Genomic DNA, 20,749 nt, shown 5'->3' on the forward strand with positions numbered 1-20,749 from the left:
CCTCAGAGCCGTGTTCGTATCCGATGCACCCTAACTGCCGATCAGGGCGGACCGCTTCCCGCTCCATGTGACCACGAGTTCGTCGCGCGCACGGCTCGCCGCAACATAGAGCAACGAGCGCTCCCGCAGTAGTGCCTCATCCTTCTCTTCCTCCGGTACCGTCCGCAGTGATGCAAGTGAGGGGACGTGGGCCTCGTCTACACCGGCGAGGATGACGCGAGAGAATTCCATCCCCTTGGCTCGGTGCATGGTCAATACCTGAACGTGGCCGGAGGAGGGTTGGTTGTCTTCGAGCGCGCGGGCGTCGATGCCTCGTTCTCCGAGCGCACGGACGAACCGACCGCGCTCGTCCAATCCTCGGGTGAGCACGGCGATGGTTTCAGGTTCGATGCCGTCATCGATCCACTGTCGTACCTGTGCTGCTACTCTCTCGAGTTCTTCTGTCTGGGAAGAGCATTCGACCAGGCGTGGGTTGGGTCCGAGACGAGCGGAGCGATACTCGGTGGTGGATTCCTCACCCTGTTCAAGATCTTTGTATTCGGCGCCGGACAGAATCCCGACAGCGAAATGCAGGTTTTGCGCCGTGGTGCGGTAGTTCAGTGTCAACCGCCGAGACCGGCCCACGATCTTGATGCCGAGCCGGCCGAGCACGACGGGCTGGCCGTAGATCCGCTGGTGGGAGTCCTCCGCGATGAACAGGTCGTTCGGTCCCTCGGGCACCAGTGCGCGCAGCAGCGCCCAATGTGTGGCGTGTAGGTCTTGGGCTTCGTCGACGATGACGTGGTCGGCGATATACCCGCGGCCTGCTTCGTGTTGTATGCGCAGGTGTTCGGCAGCTACTGCGAGCACCTCTGGGAAGCTGAGGGTGCCGTCCATGCGGCTGTGTCGCCGGTACCCTTCGATGAGCTTCCACACGGCAAGACGCTGCGGCCGGCTCAAGCGGACGCCGCGCCCCGGCCTCGCTACTTTGGCGTACTGCTCGAGTGTGGTCACCTTGTTGGCGAGAACTACCGCGACGTATTCGTTTTCGAGAAAGTTCGGCGTGGACAGTTTGGCGTCGAGACCACTGTCGGTTGAATCGATGACCTCGCGCCACACCACGTCGGAGCGAGTGCGGGCATGGCCGAAGTGGTACGCCGCACCCAGGACGGCTTCACTGGCCGGACCTAGATCATCAGCCTGGTCCAGCACAGCCTTCGCGAGAGCGTCGACGCCCCGCACGTAGACCCCCGGTTTCCCGAGCTTGGGCGCGATAGGGATGTTGGGGTCGAGGAAGCGCAGGTCCGCTTCGATACCGAGAGCGAGGGTCTTGTTGTAGGTCGTAAGGATTATCCGCGCATCGGGGTTCTGCTTGCCAAGGTGCCGGGCGCGATGGATCGCTACGACGGTCTTGCCGGTGCCGGCTCCGCCGGACAAGCGGAACGACCCGCTTTGATCCTTCTCCGCGTAGGTCCGCTGCTCGGGATGCAGAAATGTGCGCCAAGCGCCGAAGTCGCCGCTCTCGATGACGCGGCGTAACTCCTCGTCGTCTTCGATGTAGGCGAACTGCATCTTCGAGGCGGGACGGTCGAGTGCCTCCAGGATCTGCTGATCCTCGTCGAGTGAGGAGTCGATCGGAGTCTCGGTGAATCCGTGCTTGGCACGGATCTCGTCGATGCTGATCCCGGTGATGAGTTCGAGCAGTGCGCTGCCCTCCCACTCCAGAGCCTTCTCTGCGATATGCAGGACGGCGTCCTCGTCGGGGGCGTCCATTGCGAGTTCCGCGATTGCCGGGTCGATACCGAGCTTGTCCGTGAGATCCGCGAGAGTGAAACCGAGACCGAGCAGATAGGGCGGGGTATCGGCGGATTTCGCAAGTGCCCGGTCGAGTTCGCCGGTGGGATCGGGCACGACCACACGCTTTTTACGGTCGGCTGTCCCGTCGAGTTCTCCGATGATGCCTTCGAGTGCGCCGTTGATGGGATTGACTCGAAGTGTGGAACGTCCGGCGAGGCTGATTGCTTCGTCGTGCGGCCAGGTGCCCATGTAGATGTACGTGGGGTCGCCGAATTGGTCCTCGACGCGGAAGAGAATCGCACGATAATGCAGATCGACCCGTCCGGTGCGGACCCGGGGATCAGCGGCGACCTGGAGTGGCTCGATATGCAATCCGGATGCGGTGTCGTCGGCGCTGAGCTTCTCGAAGAAGTCCATCACCTTGTTTTTGACGGACCGGTCGAGCTTCCGCATCGCTTTGTTGTTCGACGCGATGACCAAATTCGCCACTTATAGCACCCCGTTCGTTTTCAGCACTGCGACAATCTGTGCCGCGTCAGGTCGGCACAATGTCCACCCGGTGTCGGCCATCGTAGTTGCCTCGGTTCCAGATTCCTCGAGCAGCACACCGATACGGTGGCCCTCCCACGCGAGGTCGAGCACTTCGCCTTCCTCGGTCTCGTAACCGAGTTGAGGTAAAGGAACCCGTGGGTCGGTGGAGGCGATCGCTCTGATGAGAGTGCGTTCAGCTTCCGACACCGTCTCGTCGAGCAGCGATTGCCAATTGGGGGGAAATGGCTGCTCATCGCCGGCTCCGATGGACACCGGCGCGGGAGAGGATTCGAGCAGCGACCTTGTAGTGATGCGGTGACGGTCGGTGATGCCCAGCCAGTTCGACAGGCGCAGCCATTCCTTCCAGGCGCGGCCGTCGAGGTTGTCGAGGACGTCGTCGCGGTCGTCGAGCGCGAGGACCGCGGTGGCCGACCGGTCAGCGCGTGAGGTGGCGGCGGCCATCGTAAGCGTGCCCTCTGTGAGCGACCAGCACACGTCCGCGCCACTGTCGGTGAAGGGGCGGGAGCCCTTCAGTGCGGCGAGAGCGGACTCCAGTATCGACTCGGCAGTCGAGCGAACGCGATTGTCGCTGCGGACGAACAGATACGGCAGTGCGCGGCCGAAGGCCTCCCACGGCGCGATGTCCGGGTCGACCATGAACTCGAGCAGCTGCGTCACCGGATCCTTGGCGAGCAACTTCAATAGTGCAGGCCGCACATGGAAGTGTGTCGTGACCACCTTGGCTGCGTTCTCGTCGAACCACGACGGGATCTGCTCGTCGTTGCTTTTGAAACGCTGCAGATCCTCGTGCCCGAAGGACCACACCATATAGCCGGACTCACGTAGCCCGGCGCGTTTGTGCGCGTCGTCCGCAACACGGTTGCAGCCGGGTGAGGCGTGGAAAGCACGCCCGTCGGCGAATATCGCAATCGGCCGGATCGAGCTGTCGGTGGTTTGAAGCACAAAATCCGGTTTCACCGTGCCCAGCAGTACTTGCGGGACGAGCGACCAACGGCGAACCTTCTTGCCTTGGAGCGTGATGGTCGCAGACGGGCCGTAGGTGCCCGGTTTCTCGACGACGGAGGCACCCATGGATCGCAGCCGGCCGATGAACGCGGTGTAGAAGTCCTTCTCCAGGAACGATTCGTCACTTGCGGGCGGCACCGGCGGCGCCTCCTCGGTGATATGGGCATTCCAATCGTCGAGGTCGGGTTCGGAATGCGCTCCCACATCGAGGAGGTCGTTGAGGACCTTCAGGGCGGTGGTCCGCGAAACCTTGTCCAGTTCGTGCGGCGGAGCGAAAGGCAGCAGGCATCGGTGGCAGGCGAGGCGATCCTCCCCGCGGCACGGACATTCACGCACTACCTTTCGGGCAGCGGCGAGCATTGCGTGGACCTTCTCCGGGTCGGCGAACTCGGCGAGATAGCCGGTGCCGCCGGGCACGGTGTCGTGGATGAGCAGCGCGCGCCGGTCCGGAGCGCGCAGGGCGTCGCTGATGGTGGCGACGGCGAGGTGCTCGGGGGAGCCGCCGATCACCTGACGCAGACCCAGCAGGAGGGCGGCACTGAGACTCGGATGTGCGAAGTTGTCGTATTCGAGTTCGGGCGGCAGGTGCAGTAGCACGCCCTGGGTGCGCAGGCTACGGGCCAGGGCGATCTCGCGGACATCCTCGGCATCGGCCTTGCGGAGCCGGCACCAGGTGCGGTGCTCGTACGGGTCGTTGCGGCCCGCCGCCGTGTCGAGTTGCCCGCACGCCGCGCATACACGGAACAGGCCGGTTGCCGATTCCTCACCGGCGATGATGCGTTTCTTGCCCTGGGAGGTGCGCTTACCGAGGTTGAGCCACCGAATGTCGAGACGGCGCAGGTATTCTGCGCCGAACTCTCGACCCTGTACGAACCAGGCCCGGCCGACATGTGCCGGATCTATGTCCGCGGCGACCGCGACGGTGAACGGTTCGCGGTGCCGGTCGTCGCGGCTGTCGCTGATGGCGGCCTCGTCACGGCGCACCTCCGCAGACACCCTTTCCATCTCCACCACATGCAGGCGCTGGCTGACATCCGAGATTGCGGTGTTCTTGCAGCGGGGACAGGAGGGGACGAGCTTGGGCTCCGCACCTGCGGGGCTGATCCCGACCCATCCGCACTGCGGGCACACCTGCCACGTGTGGATGTTCGATTCTCCGGTGCCAAGGTCGACCGCGTCGATCTTGACCGCCAGGCCTTGGGCGTAGAAGGTTGCGCCGGGGGCGAGTTCGGTGAGTGCGATCCGCGAGCCACGCTGGTAACTCATCGAATCGCCCATGTAGGCAGAGCTGTCGGGGTCGATCCAGGAGACGCCGACGTCGAGGGTCACCGAGTCGTCGAGCAGGGTGTAGTTGGGAAGCACTCCGTACGCCTCGAGGACCGAAATCCAGTACTCGTCGGTGATCGAACGGATCTGAGAGGCCAACAGTTTCCGAGAACCCTGTGCGGTGCGCAGGGCACGCCTGTCGTCGTCCGTGGCGGCGGGAGAATCGGATCTGCGTTCGAGCTCGGGCATCTGCTGCTCGACCGCATTCTTGCGGGCGGTCAGCTCGGTGAGATCCCGGTTCCACCGGTGCACGGTGTGTCGCAGGTGTTGCACGAGGCCGCTGGGCTCACCGATATCGGCTGGCGTGGCCCAGGAGAGCAGGGCTGCCTCGGCGTCCTTGCTGAGCAGTCCGCCGAACTGATCGAGGAATCCGGTGGTCAGAACTGCAGAATGAGTGTCGGCGTGCTCGATGACGTTGGCCAACCAACTGCCGTCGTCGAAACTTCCGAGTGCCGCGCGGGCGTCCTTCGGCGCCACCTTCTGCGGGTCGCGTGCAAACAGGTCCAGGAGGTGCGCAACATATTGACGTTGCAGGATTTCCTCGGCGTTGAGGAACGTCGCCGGTGGACGCACCTCGCCCTGGATCACCGACAGCGGATCGAACAGTTTCGGCAGATGTTCACCGCGGCCGCGCACGTAGGCGAGGACGAGGGAGTTGCCGGTAAGACGGCCGGCGCGGCCCACCCGCTGAAGGTACGACGACACCGACCGCGGCAGTGAGCCGAGCATGACGGTGGACAGGTCGCCGATGTCGATGCCCATCTCCAACGTCGGAGTGGCGACGAGCACGTTCGGAGCCTGAGGGTCGGCGCCGCCTTTCTTGAACGCCGTCTCGTATTCGAGCCGTGTCTCGGTGGGTAGCAGTGAGGTGTGTTCGCGCGCCACGACGCGCTTCATCTCCGACGAGTTGTACAGGTTGCGGTAGAAGTTCTCGTTCCGCGGCGCTCGGCGCAGGTTGCCCGGGCAGCGCACCAACAGGCACGGCGCGCCGTCCATCTCGTTGACGACGGTGGCGCTGCCGGGCGCGGGCGCCTGGCACACGTCGCACACCAGCAGGTGCTTCCGATTCTCGAGGTCCCCGAGGCGCGGAGCGCTGACCTGCACGGTGGTGGGCGCCAAGCCGTAGACGGTTGTGCCCGTTTCGGTGGTGACGGTTTCGAGCACCCTCTGCTCGGTGAGCAGTGCGAACAGTGCCTTCGCGAGAAACGCTCCGTCGTACGGTGAGACGTCCAGGCACCGCGACGCCCACCGTGCATACCAGGACGCCGGCGAGGTGATCGAATCGAAACCTTCGGGGAGCGAACGTGATCCGGATCCGAGCGCGGGGAAGGTCGGCGCGGGTCTGCCCTTGGGGAAGGCGGGCATGCCTTCACCCTTGGGGCGCCCGGTCCAGACGTGATACCGGTTGGCGTTCTTCTCCAGGTAGCGACGCAACCATTCGTGATGGATACCGCCCTGGGTGCGGATGCGTTCGACGGTGCCGCGCACCCACCTGGCCAGGGCCTCACGATCGAGGATCGGCGGATCGGCGGTGTCGCCCAAACTCATTTGATCGCCGCGAGGGTCGTCGAACATCGTGCGCTGCTCACCCGGCGCGAAACTCTCGGTGAGCTTCAACTGGACGTGCTCGGTGTTCTCGGCTGCGAGCCGGCCCAGGGTGGCGGCTCGACCCGGCGCCCCGAGGTACACCTCGGCGACGACGCTGCCGGTCAGTTCGAGGGTGCGACCCGTGCGGGATTGCAGACCGAACTCGAGGTCGATGTCGAACTGCAGACGGCGCTTGGCCTTCTTTTCCGCCGCCCGGCGGGAGCTGTGGTGGGCACCGGCCTTCCAGAACGGGGAGAACTCGTCGCGGTCCACGATGTCCGGGGCGAGCAGCTGGTAGCGGCGGATCGGATCGTCGCCGGCGCGGGTAACCACGGCCTGAGCGAGCTCGGTCAGATCGAGCGGACCGGCAGACAATGCGCCGCGCAGCGTGGAGCGCAGGCTCAGGCTGTGGGAGCGGGCCTGTACGAATCCGGCCCGGTGCGCAGCGTCCTGGACGCTGTCCGTGAACATCAGCGCCTTCTTCTCGCCGGCGTCGAGATCCTTGTCCCCGAACAGATTCGACAGGGTAACCGACAGCTGGGTGGCAACGGCACTACCGAGGAATCGGATACCGTCGTCGACGCCGCACGCGGGGCACACATCCTTCGTGGACTTCTCGTCCGCCTCGGACCCGGTAAGTGTGAGAATCGGCAGCACCCGGCCCGCGAGCATGTCTGCGCTGTCCGATTCCGGTGCGGTGTCCAGAATGTCGCGATGATCGATGTGAAACCAGCGTAGCCCCTCCACGTCCCGATCTGCCTGGGCCTCGCTGTGTGCGGCGATCAGGGCACGAAAGCGAGAGGCGCCGGCGGCGTGGTCGGCGCGGATCGCCTCATCGGTGACGTCGAGGGCACTACCAGTGGGGCCGAGCCGCGCACCCCACCCCGATCGGCCACAGTTCCTGCAGAAGATCGCCGGCAGGTAGAGCTCGTGGTCGCCTTCTGTGTCGCCGTCGTCGGACCATCGGTAACCGGCGGTGGTGTGCACGACGCGATCGATGCGACTCAACTCGCGGATCCACAGGTGCACATCCACATTCAGTGCAACACGACCTACCTCGGCGCGCACGTGGGACAGGAGCGCGAACAGGTAGTCAAGGAAGCGTTGCTGAGCGGTTGCGGCGCGGCGGGCATCACGCTCACGTGCGGACACGGGGAACACTCGGGTTGCGAGGTCGGCGAGGGAAATCGCGTCGGTGGCCTGCTCGAGGACGGTCGCGACCAGGCGGTGTCCCTTGAGCAGATCGAGCACCTCGTCGGGGCTGCTCATCACCTTCAGGTCGGCGTCGGTGAGGGCGCGATCGGCCTCGATGTCATCGGCGCGCTCATACAGTTCCGCGAGCACGGCGCGGGCGATGACAACGTTGTTGTCGCGGCCGGGGGTGTCCGCCGCAGCGGCCTTCGAGATGCGGTCGACGGCGTCGACGACCACCGGATCGACGGGGCGGTAGAGCCGGTCGAGGTCAGTGCGACGGTCCGCGAGCCACTGCTCGGTCGTGATGCGGGTTTCCCCGATCACCGCGTCCTCGTCGAATTTCTCCCCGAACACCGTCTGCGCGAAGCCGAGCATCGCAGTCGGATCGGTCTTCGAACCCAGGGTTGCGGAGGTGGCGACGGGTGTGAGCTTTCCGAGGGGTCGGGCGCAATCGGTATCGGTGACCTTCGAGTTCTCGGTCCAGTGGCTCTTGAGCGTCAGCCCGAGCCGGCGCAGTAGCATCGCGACGTCGGTGCCTTGCGCACCGTCGTAGGTGTGGAACTCGTCGAGGACGATGTACTGCAACGATTCCGCCGACAGGCGCCACAGCGGTGCATCGGCGGGACGCAACAGCAACTGGTCGAGCATCTTGTAGTTGGTGAGCAGGATGTCCGGCGGCGCATCCCGCATCAGGGTGCGGTCGGTGATGAGACCGTGCTCGGACACCCGGGTTCGTCCCCCGGAGGATTGCTGGCCCGTGTAGAGACCAGCGGTGATACCACTGAGCTCGGAATGCTCGGTGATGAGGGCGGCAAGCCGTTCGGCCTGGTCGTTGGCCAGCGCATTCATCGGGTACAGGATCAGTGCTTTGGTCCCGGTGAGGCCGGCCTTCTTCGCCCGCAACACATGGTCGAGGATCGGTATGAGGAACGCCTCGGTCTTACCGGATCCGGTGCCGGTCGTGACCATGGTCGGTTGCGGCCGAGTCTGGAACTTTGTCGATAAACGTTCGAACGCTCGAGCCTGATGACCGTAGGGTGTGAATCCGTCGGGCCACCAGTCGAGATGCATGCCCCAGTTACCACTCGCCGGTGCGAATGGTAGGCGCAACCGCACGTAGGGGCCCTTGAACATGCCGTGGTCGGGATCGCCGATGAAGTCGGTCAGGGCGCCCTGAGCGTCCGGATCGGTCAGCGCGAATGTGGTGGCGAGATAATCGGTCAGCCCTTCGCTCAGGTGTTCGGCCTGCAGTGTCGGCAGCAATGCCCCCATGACTCGCTCGCGATCCTTTCACGCTTCGATAATTCGTCTGCGACCCGATCATCGCACCTTCCGTGCGTTGATTTCCGCGTCCTCTACCGGTGCCCGGCCGGACCGGGCAGATGAGCGCGGCGGTTCTTGCCGTGCATCCACGCGATCATGTCGAGCACCCGAACGGTCGGGACGGTGCTCTCGAGGCCGGCCGCATCCCGAAGGGCAAGCAAGCGGGTGTGCAGCTGGGAGCCGTCGGCACGTAGTGCGCGGCGGGTCGGCTCGAGATAGGCGCGTTCGGTGCGAAGGACATCCGCAACCACGGAGTCGTAGATCGGATACAGCCGGGGACGTTTGCGCGCGATCAGCTTGGACGCGGTGGTGCGGCCCACACTCGGCACGGTGCGCAGAGCTTCATCCAACCGCCACACCGGTGATGCAGGGGTCATCTCGTCCTTTTCGTCGGCGAGGTCGCGGTCCGGGCCGACCGCGGTGAGCAGTGCGCCGAATTCCTCACGCCGCTCACCCAACAGCATCCGCGCACCGGCACCGGAAACCCGGACCGACAACAGCGTCACCGCCACGAGATCGTCTGCGGTGAACACATCGACGTCCCTGGTGCGTGTTCCGGTGGAATCCCAGGTATCCCACTGCACTCCGGTACGTGTGCGTCCCCGGTCGTGCTTGCCGCAGTACTGCTGGAGCAGGTCTACGGCGGCGGCGTCGTCGGCGTGTCGAAGCGCAGGCGGCAGAGTGAGCATGCTCATCAGTTCCTTCGGGATACGCCGCGAGCGATGGTCGGTGCTCTCCGCACCGAGCCGGTACTCCGGACGGGTGGGGAATCGGACTTCAGCGTCACGCCGAGGTCGGTCAGGACTCGGCGGACGGTGCCGGCATGGCGGGTCAGCACCCACCCCCTGTCGGCCCGTGACTCCGCGAGCGCCGTCAGCACCCGCGTCTCGGCGTACGGCAGCGGACTCGTCGGTCGAAGTCGGATTTCGTGCTGCGTTTCCGCCCAACGGACCACGGTCGGGTTCCCGGCCTCGAGGTCCAGCCCGTACATGAGCCGGCGGACATCGTGCGGATCCTGTTCGCGCACGCCGACTACGATCCCCGCACGGAGCTCGGCGACGAAGAACTGCGTCCAGCCGCCGAGTGCGTCCACCCGCGCGAGATATCGTCCGTGAAGGCTCGGGTCGGCCTCGAACCAGCGCTCGGACTGGCGAGCGCCGGGATGTGCGTGGGTCGGCACGTAGAAGCGGAGGGCGGAAGCCTCGAGATCCTCCGGAACCGCATCGAGACTGTCGGTGAGAAGACTCTCGGTCCAGGCCCTCAACGAGCGGCGAGGCCGACGCACCCAGTCGTCGAAGCCGATGACGGGCAGACCCACGTCTGCTGCCCTGATATGTCCCGTCAGTATTCGCCTCGCACCGTCCGGAGCTACGGCGCTTCGCAACCTTGTGTCGAGGTGGCGCAGAGGTACACCGCTCACCAGCAGCTGGCTGTCCGGATCGGCCGCATCGAGTTGCACTATGCACCCGGGAACGGCCAGCCACTGGCCGCGGGGTAGTGGGGCAAGATCTCCGATCCCCGCGAGATCTTCGATCCTGCCTCTGAGTACGTTTCTGCGGGCGGCCGCATCGACGTCGCCGTCGTGGAGCGCCGCGTCGAGGCCGACGGTCCGGTCGAGTAGCGTTCGCGTCGATACCGGTGCACGACCTCCCGTCGACGCCCATGTCACGGCACGTAGCAGTTCGTAGCCGAGTTCGGCGGATGGAGTGCCCATGGGGAGGCCGAGCGCCCTACGCACGTGCTGTGCAGCAGATCCGGGAGGAAGCTCGTCGATACGCGGTGCTCCGGTGATCATGCGAACCGCCGCTGGAAACGTCGAGCGAGGTGATGAACTGCTCGGCGTCGCTTCGGATCCTTCGAGCCATCGAACTCGAGCGCGATGTCGATGGCATCGGTCAGTTCTGAGCCGGACAGACTCGAGGCCAGTGCCGGTACGAGTACGCACTCCACGAGTGAGGAGACGACTCCTCCGTCGTTCTGAAACTCCGCGAGTCCGGCAGCGAACCTGCGCGCGGTGCCGAGGACTCCCTCGTCGATCTCGCAGTAGTCGCCGAGCTTTGTCGCCATCTTGGAGATCGTCGACAGTATCCGGGGTGAAGCAGACGGCAACGGTGTCCGGTCGATGACCGTCGGTCGTACGCGCCGCAACGAGTCGGGCACGGCGTGCGGAACATCGATCGCCACCGCGAATCCCCAGATATCGGGGCTCAACTGAGCTGTCGTGGTGCCGGCAGCAGCGGTCGCTGCAACAACGATGTCCGGATGCGGTGTGACGAACGGTGTTCCGACGATCTGCCGCGCCGCGTGCGGAACGACGATGGTCCGATCGGGAGTCTGCAGCCACGGCAATAGGTAGGACTCGGTCGGTGCCTGGTTGAACGATTCGAGCACGAGCATGCCGGCACCACCAGCGCGCACACCTGCATCGGCACCCAGCAGCAGACCGGTATGCATCCGCGTCATCGCTGGATTGGACGACCGGATGCCGATGAGGTCGACAGGATGGAGGAAGTCGTGTGCAACGGAAAGGGTTGCCACCCGCGCGCCGAACGCTGCGGTGGCATATGCCGACAGCGCCGCAGAACCGCCGTTGCCTGCCACGATGGGAATGATCCCTGCGCGAGCCGCAGCATGAAGCCGGATCAGCGCGGTCGAGCCGACACCGACGGCGTCGGCAGCACCTTGGAGTACTTGCGTCACAGGCCGGTCCTGTGGAACCGGACGTGCCCGGACGGTCGTGAACGGGTTGGCCGTCGAGTAGGTAGGTCTCTCCGCCTTGCCACCGACGGTGGACCCCACTCCGAGCGCACGGAACAGGATCGAATCGCTGAGTAGATCGGTAGCGCCGTCGACCAGCACGGCGATGCGGTCGGTCACCGAGTCTTCGAGCGATTCGAGTTGGCGGGTGACAGCGTCCGCTGACTCGCTCAACTGCCGTCTCGCCTGATCGAGTTCGGAACGTATCCGAGTGCGTTCTGCCTGAAGAGCCGACACCTCCTCGCGCAACAGCTTCAGGGTCTGTCTCTCGGACTCGAGTTCTCCGTCGATCTCCTGACGAGCGGTCTCGATGGCTTTCTCCCGCACCTCGGCGATGCTGCGGTCGAGTTCCGGCTTGATGGCCGGATGCGCTCGAAGCGCCTCGGCGATGTCTTTCGCTTGCGTCCGTACCTCGTCGCTTTCCCTGCAGATCTTCAGGGCACGGGCGATGCGATCGAGTTTGTACTGTCGATCGTCGAGGCGGTCGCCTTCGCGCAGCGCATCCGCAGCTTTCTGCATCAGGGCTTTGGTCGCCAGGAAGCCTGGAGCGCCGGTCGACGACTTTGCGGCGATGGCAACCGCGTCACGCACGGCCGTTCTCAGGACCTCCGCGTCCGATCGGCAGTCGAGGTGCCCGGTAACCGGGGAGGTGGGAGCGCAGTAATACCGGCCGTTGGGCATCGGAAATATCGCGCTCTCCTCCTCGCGGTACGGAACACGTTCGAGTCGCACGGAGTCCGAGGGGATGAAGAACCGCGTCCCGTCGATTCTCGGGGTGAGTGGCCCCACGAGTAGTTCGTCCCGGCACCACGCATAGACGTCCTTACCGGCCTTGATTTCTTCGCTGACCTCTTGGAGATCGCTGGTCAGACGCTCGAGTGCCTCGTCGTACGAGAAGAGCCCGTACTCCAGCACCGGACACAGGAACTCAGCCTTCGATACTGCGAAGTGGTCCGGCTCGCCCTTTCCTTCGACAAGTTCGAACAACACGACCGAACCTGTGTGGATGTCGGGCCATGGTTGCCACCAGAAGACCTTGCCCCGAGTCGGGTAGTCGTCGGGATCCGCGGGTTTCCAGCCGGTGCCCATGTCGTCGTGGACGGGCGTGACGACGGCGAAGCGGTCGTTTCTGTAGTCGACCTGGCCGACGACGCGTGTACCGGGAATCACTGCCATGGGCCCACATTAGGCAATCGACGTATCCGGGTCGTAGCTGCCCTGCTCGTGCCGATCTGCCAGTGGGGAACACCTGGATTCGAATCGGTGTCCGACGAGAGAGCGTATGCGGCAGGCCAGTTGGATCGACGAGCGCGAACCGGCCGTGCACCGGCCTCTCCGTGAGGTGTCTGTCGCGGAAACTCGAGCCGGACGAACCCGAGATTCCCCGCCTCGATTTCGATGCCGGTCGCCGCGGCGAGCCGCTGACGGATCCACTCGGTCGCCGCGGTTGAATCGGCCGACCGAACTGATTCGGTGTAATCGTCGGGGAAATCTGCTGTGACGGAAAATCTGAGAGCCGGGATGTCGGTATGGAGGACGAATCCCACCTCGCGGGTCGCGAATTGGTGCGACGTGTAGGGGAGCAGAACACCATCGGCATGTCGTACGCACCAGACGGCAGCCTTAAGGTCGGGTTCGATATCACCTTCAGTGACGATGTCCACCCGGGCGACATCTCGCTCGGCGTCGGTCCGGAGGCGTAATGCGCCAGATTCAATGGCGGTGACGGCATACGCGGGCGCCGATCCGGCGACCCGCCGGCGTCCCAGGCTCTTCGCATTCATCGTTGCGTACGATTCCGCGGCCAGAACACTCGCCTGAGGTGACGGCGCGACGACGATCGGATCTCCGAGGAGGAAGCGAGGCGCGCCGCCGGCACCGTACTCGATGGGCGGTGACACTATCCGTGTCTTTTCCCGGCGCTGCTCGACCGTGATTCCGAACTTGCCCAGCCATCGGTAGGCGGTGCTGTCGAAGGCTCGGGGCAGGCGAACAAGCCACGCATGCCACGTGCCTTCCGAAGTGGAGATCGTCGACAGGGAGTCGACGTCGAGCGCGCCGGGTGGAGCGCAACGAGCCGGGCCGACGAGCACCACACGGTCACCCCAGTGAACCGGTGTCGCCCAGTCGTATCGACGGAACGTTCCGCCGCGGTAGGGCACGAACAGCACCCCGTTCGGTGCGAGTCCGGTCAGGGTGCTTCGCCATCGATTCGGTCGGATACCCGGTGGCCACTGGCCGACCGTCCGGACTGTGGTGTGCTGCCGTGACGGTTCGACCGCGACGGTCGTGCGACCGGCCCCGGGCCACAGCGACTCTGCTCGCAGTTTCCGAGGACGTGAACCGGTCCGGTGCAGTTCGAGTCCGTCGAATGCGAGAACCGACGGCAAGGCGCGGCGACTCTCCGCTATGGACAGTGGTTCGAGGTCGAAGAACAACGCCCATCCGGTGCCGTCCTCATACAGGTGCAGAAGCAGAGGCGTACCGGCCTCGCTGTAGAACCCACCGGGCGGCCCGTAGTTGCCGGACCCGGGATGGTACTGCTCGCAGAGTGGCGTGCCCTCGCCCGGATTGTGCGCGAAGTGGGCGATCTTCTCCGTCCCGCTGCGTAGGTGCACCTGCCCACAGCAGCACGGGCACACGTAGGCTCGGCGTCGGCCGGCGTCGGCGGCCGGTACCAGCCGCTCTAGCGCCAGGTCGAAAGCGTGTTCCACAGTGGCGGTGAACCTTTCGCGCAGAAGACCGAAGGATCAGGAGACGTCTGAGTGCGTGTTCCAGATTTGTAGGGCCAGCTCGATGAGGAGTTCCGTCCGGGTATCGATCGACTTTGCATCCCAAGCGTCGAACTGGCGAAGTTGGGCGTTCAACGCGGTAACCGAGGTGTTCTTTCCGACGCTGCTCAACTGGGCGATGCTGCGCGTCAGGTAGTTGCCACTGTGCGTGTAGAGGGCTTTCTTCCCTTCGAACACATCGTTCCCGGCGACGATGTTGTGCGGTTTCTCCAGCAACGTGAGATTGCCGAGGCGGTTCACATACGACGCGTAGTCCTCGGCGTTGTTGAGCTTCCACTCGGTAAGCAAATCCTTGCGCGGGGTCTGCGGGAGGATATGCTCGATCTCCAAATTCATGTAGGGGTCGAGAAGTCCGCGTGTCTTCACCCCGGCGTAGGCCATGTCCACGTGCTGGGTGAGCCGCGCGAGGAGATACCGAGACCGGTACTTCGGGATCGATCCGAGACGGTATCGGCGCAAGGCGTCGCGCAGTTCGTCCTGCCTGGCCGTCATGGTCGTCTGGAAGCGGACATCGATGAAACTGTTCAACGCGGAGCGCTGGGCACTGCTGTCGCTGATTGCTGCAATGTCGCGCAGTTCGTCGGCGCAGGCCGACAGGATCCACTCGAGTTCTTTGGTGGACGTACGGGTGAACACGTAGAAGAAGAGGAAGTTTTCGATCTGCGCAACGAGATGCTCGAAGTTGTCAGGGCGCAGACGAGCGCCCGCCAGCAAGAGGACGAAATGCTGAGTAAGTGCACTTCCGGTGAGATGCCGGAGGTTCGACAAAGCTGTGCTCGAGCCGCCCTGAGCGTTGCGTCCCTTATGGAAGGCGAGGTAGCGGTCGACATTGGTCGCCACGTTGTCGACGAAGTCGAAAGGCTTGGTGGAATAGCCGGCCAGCGCTGCATTGCTCTTGTCGGTGAACCACGAGTAGATCTGGTCCTCGCGAATGACTCCCTTGCCGTCCGCGCTACGGATCTTGTAATTCGCCATCACGAAATACCGCAAGAACCGGAGAGGCTTCTGCTTGTTCTGTTCGAGCGGTGTTGTGATGTCCTTCCACTTGTCCTTGAGCTTGCTGAAATCATCCGGCTTGACCTGCGCGAAAAGCAGATTCTTGAGAAGATCCATCGGGTTCAGGCCGATCCCGCGCTCATTGATCGTCTCGAAGATCTTCAGTGCGCTGCTGATGTCCGTCTGGATCTGAATGAAGATGACGTTGTTCGCCAGATGCCCCCAGAATCGAGCCACGTCGGCCGGTTCGGGGAAATTGTGATCGAGGTACTCGGAGATTGCGGCGAACACTTCCATGATGCGGGCGGCCGACCCGAATCGCTGGAAGCCCTTGTCTTCCAGGCTCGTCGACAGATCCGAGTCGGATCCGTCGAACGCGCGAAGGAAGTCGATCAACTCGGCCGCGTTCTCGTAGGAGGGCACCAGACGCATGCGCGACACCGTCATTCCTTGGATGTCGGTGTAACTCGATGCGAGCAGGCTTTCGAGCATCGGCTGCTGAGGCTGGTTGAGGAACCGTCGACGCAGCGCGCACAGGACGAGAAAAAAGGTCGTCATGCGTTGCTGGCCGTCGATTACATCGAGTTCGTCGCCCTGTAGACCGGAACCGCTGCGTGAGGGTGCCACCAGGATCGTGCCTACGAAGTACTGCTTGCCTTCGGCTTCGAGGCTTTCGCTGATGTCGTCCAGAAGCTGGGTCGCTTCGGTTGCCGTCCACACGTACTCGCGCTGATAGTCGGGGATCCGATAGAACGCCGCCTGCAGTGCGTTCACAATGGTGTAACTGTGCGTCTGGATGGGGCTCATTCGGTTCCTAAAGTTCTGTGCGGTGAATTGCGGGCTGAGTGTGACAGATCAGTCCGACAAGAGCGAAGAGAAATGCTTGTGGGCGAGTTCCATGTCGCGCTCGCGATCCACGCCGACGAACGGTTCGACGTACGTGGCCCCGCCGACGGTGAGATCGACTGGCTTCAGAGAACCCTTCTTGCGGTACTCGGACGCCAGCTTGCCGGGAAGTTGCCGGCCGTTGGCGTCATAGAGGGCATCGCGCTCGTACTTCTGCAGCACCGGGAACTGGGTGCGGTAGATGGTCGTGAGTTCTTCTGCGGTGATTCCGAGCATGATCGCGACAATCGCGTCGATTTCCACGAGCGCCTGCCGGCGGTCGGCAGCTCGGCGCAGGGGAGTAGCCCAATTCCATTCAGGCCCGATCGCGCCAAGCGCTGCGCGGCCGCCGTAGTCCACGCCGATGTGCGGAACCCACGAATCCTCGGTCCATTCAGCGTCATACAGCTTCTCCCACAGCTGGGAATAGGGGCGGACGAGGCAGTTCAGGCGGAGGATGCGTAGAAGCATCTGGGGTTCGAGGGGGTGATTGCGGACATGGGGTAGGCGACGAATTACGCCCTGATTGAGTTCAGAGACACCAGCGGCCTTGATAAAGAAGTCCACGGGAAGTGATGACCAAAAACCATTGGCGAGACTCAGATCGACCGTGGTCGGAAGATGCGCATCCAGTACGCCATGGATGTGGCACGGCCCGGGCGGGACGATGGCGGAGTGGAGGGTCCGAACCGTTGCAGAATCGGCCATGCGGCGCCACGCGAGGCGGAAGTACGTCGAGCTGGGCTCGCCGTGCCATTTCGGGTAGGCGGCAATGTACTCGTCATGTGGCTTGGCGACCTGGTAATTGGTACGGGGGATGAAATCCTCGCCGATCATGTCGAGATCGATTGACTCGTACAGATGTCCGCGACCCGGAGCGGTATCCGGCTCCTGATTCAAGGGTGTGGCGACGGTCAGGTGTGGACCCTGCAAAATGACGTCTTCCCAGCGTTCGGGGACCGCGGAGGCGGATTCGAAGTACCCCAGCTTGCGGTCGGTGGTCTCATTCCATCCAAAAGTCCATTCGAAGTCGATGTTTCCGATTCGGGGTGCGGCCGCGATCTTGTCGAGCACCTCGGCGCTGGCCCGGTTTACCGGATACAGCATGCGGGCCTCAGCGGGTGGGGTGCCAGGTTCGTCGATGAGGGCAGCCCAGGTTGCCAACTGTGATTCGCCGATATCGACGATCCGCTCGGAGTGTGGTCGAAGATCCCAACTGCCCTGTTCGTCTTTTACTCCTGGGGCAGCACCGGATCCGTCGTGGTGAAATGACCTCACGACTGTATCCGGATGATATAGCGAGGATCCTTGGAGGAATTTCACGGCCGACGCGCGTCCGTAGACGTGGACGGCATAAGGCCTGGTGTGCTGAATTTCATTGAACAGCTTAAGTTCGTTCCGGAATTGCCAATGCCGACGAAGTCGTAGGTAGGTCTCTCGTCGCAGCTCCCTCGCCCGAAGCTCGGTAAAATGACTGTCGGGATGTATCAGGCCTACGATCCCTCGGGGTGAGGTAGTGCGCCAGGTGTGCTCCATGAAACAGCGGTACAGGTCTGTACGGAGCCCGGCGAGTATCGGCCGGTCCACGCCGGACCCGAGATTCTCAATCATGCCGGTCTGCCGGGCGCGCTCGTCCAGGTACGCATCCAGTGCCCCGGCGAGGGCAAGCGTCTCCTCGCGCTTGCGGCGCTTGAGCGCTTCGGCGGGCTTGTCGGTGAGCTGCCACCAGGGGTCGAACTCGGCGAGTACCCCGGACTCGTCCCAGTCGGGCCGCACCCAGGGTGGGTTACCGACCTGCAGATCGAAACCGCCGCGAGCGAATACGGGCGCGAAATCCAGTTCCCAGTGCAAGAAACCTTGCGTGCCAGCGATGGACTGAGCGATGGTCAGCCACGGGAATCCGTCGAGTGCCTTGTCGATCGGGAGGGATTGGGAGAAGGTGCGGTCGGTGTCCTCGGCGACGTCGAGCTCACTCCAACTCAGATCGCCGGCGAGGCTGGTCTGGCCGTACTTCTCGAACTTCCCGGCCCTCGGTGGAACACCCAGGATCGCCTCGAGCCCGCCGACCCACTGATCCCAGTCGGGCGGCTCGATCTCGGTGGTCAGCGGCCACGACCACAGCGCGCACCATGCATCCATTGCCCGCCGCAGGCGCCGGTACGCACCGTTTTCGTCGTTCAGTACCTTCTCGATCTCCTCGCGGGTGATTGCCGGTGTGTGCACGGGTTCGTCGGTGCCGAAGATGTGAATGTTGCGGCGAGCTTCCGACTCGGCGATCGTCAATCGGCGCAGCGTGAATCCCCACAGCGTTTCCACTCGCTGCGCCAGAGCCGACAGGCGCTTCTTGATTGCCGGGCTCGGATTCGATCGGATTCCGTTGCGCCACAATCGCAATACGTCGCGTTTCGCCGGCGCATATGTCTTTGCTTCTACAGTGTCGACCACCGCACCCCAACCCTGCGACGGCAGCAGGAAGTGGTGAATGCCGGCACCGATTTCCTCACCCAGGGGCACATCCTTCGGTGAGGTCGTCAGCCATGCCTTCTTGGTCAGGTCGGCTGTCGAGTACACCGCGCGTCGGGCGCCGATGAGGGAGTTGCCGCGGCGTAGGTGCAGACCGAACCACGGTGCCTGCAGGCCGGCGACCATCGTGTCGAGCCATAGCGAAATTTCCGCCAGTTCCACGGCGGTGGCGTTGAGGTCGACGCCGTAGACCTGGTGCAACGCGAGGTGCGCCTTCACCTTCTGCAGCTCGATCGGATACTGGTCGGCGTCGATCAGTGTGCCCAAATCCTCCTGCTTGCGTTTGAGGTACTCGCCAGCGAGTTGGCGCACGGCCTCGATCGCGAACGCGCCCGATCCGAGCGCGGGTTCGCAGATCGTCAGCTGCAGGATCTCATCCGGTGTGGTGCGGGTGCCGTTCTGATCGAGCAGTTCGGCGAGGGCCTGCGACACGACGAAACGGGTGAGCACTTCGGGGGTGTAGTAGGAGGCGGACTGCTGACGCTCGCGGCCGGCGAGACGGAAAACGAACGTGCCCTTGTGGTGGATCACCGCCTTCGGCTCGTCGGTCGCCTCGTCGATGGCCTTCACGAAGTCCGACTCGGACAGGTGATCGGCACGATCCGCCGGCACCACCCACGAGCCTTTTTCCGGGTCGCCGTTCTTCGCAACCTCGTACAGGTCTTCCTCGGCGAAGAATCCGGTGTACGACATTAACCCCTCGTACACCGCACCGAGCTGGTTGATGCCCAGCTCCGCGTAGCTGATGAAGCCGCGGTCGGCACCCTTACGTCCCTTCGATTCCTTCGACAGCACCAGATGTTCGAGCACCTTCTGAGTGGCCTCGTTACCGAGACCCACGTCGTCGATCAGTGCGGTCGCCTCGCGCGAGAACAGATCTGCGCGCAGCGGGTTGAATTCGAGGCCAGGTGCCGGATCGTCGGAGACATCTTCTGGGGCATGTGGGGTGTGGCCGCGGTCGACGAGCCGGAACAACGTCGCCAGCGACTCGTAGAGGTGGGTGCCGTTCTTCGCCTGTGGCGACACCAATTCCGTGAGGGTCAGCTCCCGCAGCCGGTCCAGGCCGTAGCCCTCGCCGTACTCGGGGACGCCGGCAGGCAACACCCGCATCTCCGGCGAGGCCTCCGCGTACAGCAGGAACAGGATGCGGTACAGGAACCGCAGTGAATGTTTCGCCAGCTCCTGGCCGTCGATACCGTCGAGCGTCAGCCCGCGGGCCGCGCGGCGGCGCACCACCTCGTTGGCAATGATCTCGATCGACAGGCGGATACCCTCGCGCAGATCCTTCGACACCCCGACCGTGTGCTTGACCGAATCCTCGAGCACGCCCGTCCACCAGATGTTGCCGTCGGCGTCCGGGGTGAGGGCTTGGCGGCCGAACATTGCTACCACACGGTCGATCTCGCCGCCGCGGGCATCGTGCCGTCGTTCGGTGACCACCAGCAGGTCCACTGCCAGGTAGCGGCCCTCCGCCCAGCGTTCGGCCTCGGCGAGCAGCAGCCACTGCCCGGCCTGTACGACGATGAATGCCGGGGGTTGGTCGGTGCGGAACGCAGCCGAGACGACCTTGGACACCGCCGCGATCTGCTTGTTCTCCTCGGTAGCCGGTTCGATCAGCCGGCCGGTGTCGGGATCGAGCAGGTCGTCGACGGAGTCCACCGGATGTGCCTGCAGGAACAGCACACCGCTGACGCCGGGCAGCGCCGCCGCCGGGAGATCCAGCTCAGCGCCCGCACGCTCACCGTGAAACGTGGTCAGGTCGCCGGGGAATCCGAGGGCGCGTCGAGTCAGAGCGTGCGCGGCGGCCGCACCGTCCGGGTTCTCGGACAGGTAGGCCAGCAGGGTTTGGAGTTCCTGGCACGCGGCGAGGAAGGTCGCTCGCACCGTGGTGCGCTCCTCCTTGGCCTCGGCGTCCCACATTTTGCGGAGCGCGAGCACCTTGCCCTGGAACGATTCTTTCACCGAATCGGTGGTGAAGTAGTGCTCGCTGATCCAGTCCTCGCCAATGACGATGGAATCGAAGGAAGCCACGA

At 64.1% G+C, this 20,749-nt stretch carries 8 protein-coding genes; all 8 read right to left on the reverse strand.

Features of this window, described 5'->3' with window-relative positions:
- Positions 1-30: 30 nt before the first annotated feature.
- Positions 31-2,265, reverse strand: coding sequence for a 3'-5' exonuclease (locus tag AC0B44_RS18565; protein WP_471904277.1), 2,235 nt, complete (start codon positions 2,263-2,265; stop codon positions 31-33).
- Entirely contained in the window at positions 2,266-8,712 is a 6,447-nt protein-coding gene (locus AC0B44_RS18570) for a DEAD/DEAH box helicase (protein WP_471904278.1), read from the reverse strand. It lies immediately after the preceding gene.
- Positions 8,713-8,795: 83 nt separating this feature from the next.
- A complete protein-coding gene (locus tag AC0B44_RS18575) occupies positions 8,796-9,458 on the reverse strand; it encodes a DUF6308 family protein (protein ID WP_471904279.1) in 663 nt (220 codons plus the stop codon).
- A complete protein-coding gene (locus tag AC0B44_RS18580) occupies positions 9,458-10,558 on the reverse strand; it encodes a hypothetical protein (RefSeq protein ID WP_471904280.1) in 1,101 nt (366 codons plus the stop codon). Before AC0B44_RS18580 ends, AC0B44_RS18575 begins: the two co-directional genes overlap by 1 nt.
- Entirely contained in the window at positions 10,555-12,696 is a 2,142-nt protein-coding gene (locus AC0B44_RS18585) for a hypothetical protein (RefSeq protein WP_422423064.1), read from the reverse strand. The genes AC0B44_RS18580 and AC0B44_RS18585 overlap by 4 nt, the downstream gene beginning before the upstream one ends.
- The gene (locus AC0B44_RS18590) at positions 12,687-14,234 is read right to left on the reverse strand and encodes a competence protein CoiA family protein (RefSeq protein WP_471904281.1); all 1,548 of its coding nucleotides are present in this window, start codon (positions 14,232-14,234) and stop codon (positions 12,687-12,689) included. The genes AC0B44_RS18585 and AC0B44_RS18590 overlap by 10 nt, the downstream gene beginning before the upstream one ends.
- A gap of 36 nt (positions 14,235-14,270) precedes the next feature.
- A complete protein-coding gene (locus tag AC0B44_RS18595; protein ID WP_471904282.1) occupies positions 14,271-16,115 on the reverse strand; it encodes a DUF262 domain-containing protein in 1,845 nt (614 codons plus the stop codon).
- Positions 16,116-16,163: 48 nt separating this feature from the next.
- Entirely contained in the window at positions 16,164-20,747 is a 4,584-nt protein-coding gene (locus tag AC0B44_RS18600; RefSeq protein ID WP_471904283.1) for an Eco57I restriction-modification methylase domain-containing protein, read from the reverse strand.
- Between the last annotated feature and the right edge of the window lie 2 nt (positions 20,748-20,749).

It is taken from the genome of Rhodococcus sp. NPDC019050 (genome assembly GCF_055664235.1).

Bases quoted from the DNA above. Each gene is read 5' to 3' on its own strand.
- AC0B44_RS18595 (WP_471904282.1), bottom strand. From the start codon at position 16,115: ATGAGCCCCATCCAGACGCACAGTTACACCATTGTGAACGCACTGCAG.
- AC0B44_RS18575 (WP_471904279.1), bottom strand. From the start codon at position 9,458: ATGAGCATGCTCACTCTGCCGCCTGCGCTTCGACACGCCGACGACGCC.
- AC0B44_RS18580 (WP_471904280.1), bottom strand. From the start codon at position 10,558: ATGATCACCGGAGCACCGCGTATCGACGAGCTTCCTCCCGGATCTGCT.
- AC0B44_RS18585 (WP_422423064.1), bottom strand. From the start codon at position 12,696: ATGGCAGTGATTCCCGGTACACGCGTCGTCGGCCAGGTCGACTACAGA.
- AC0B44_RS18570 (WP_471904278.1), bottom strand. From the start codon at position 8,712: ATGGGGGCATTGCTGCCGACACTGCAGGCCGAACACCTGAGCGAAGGG.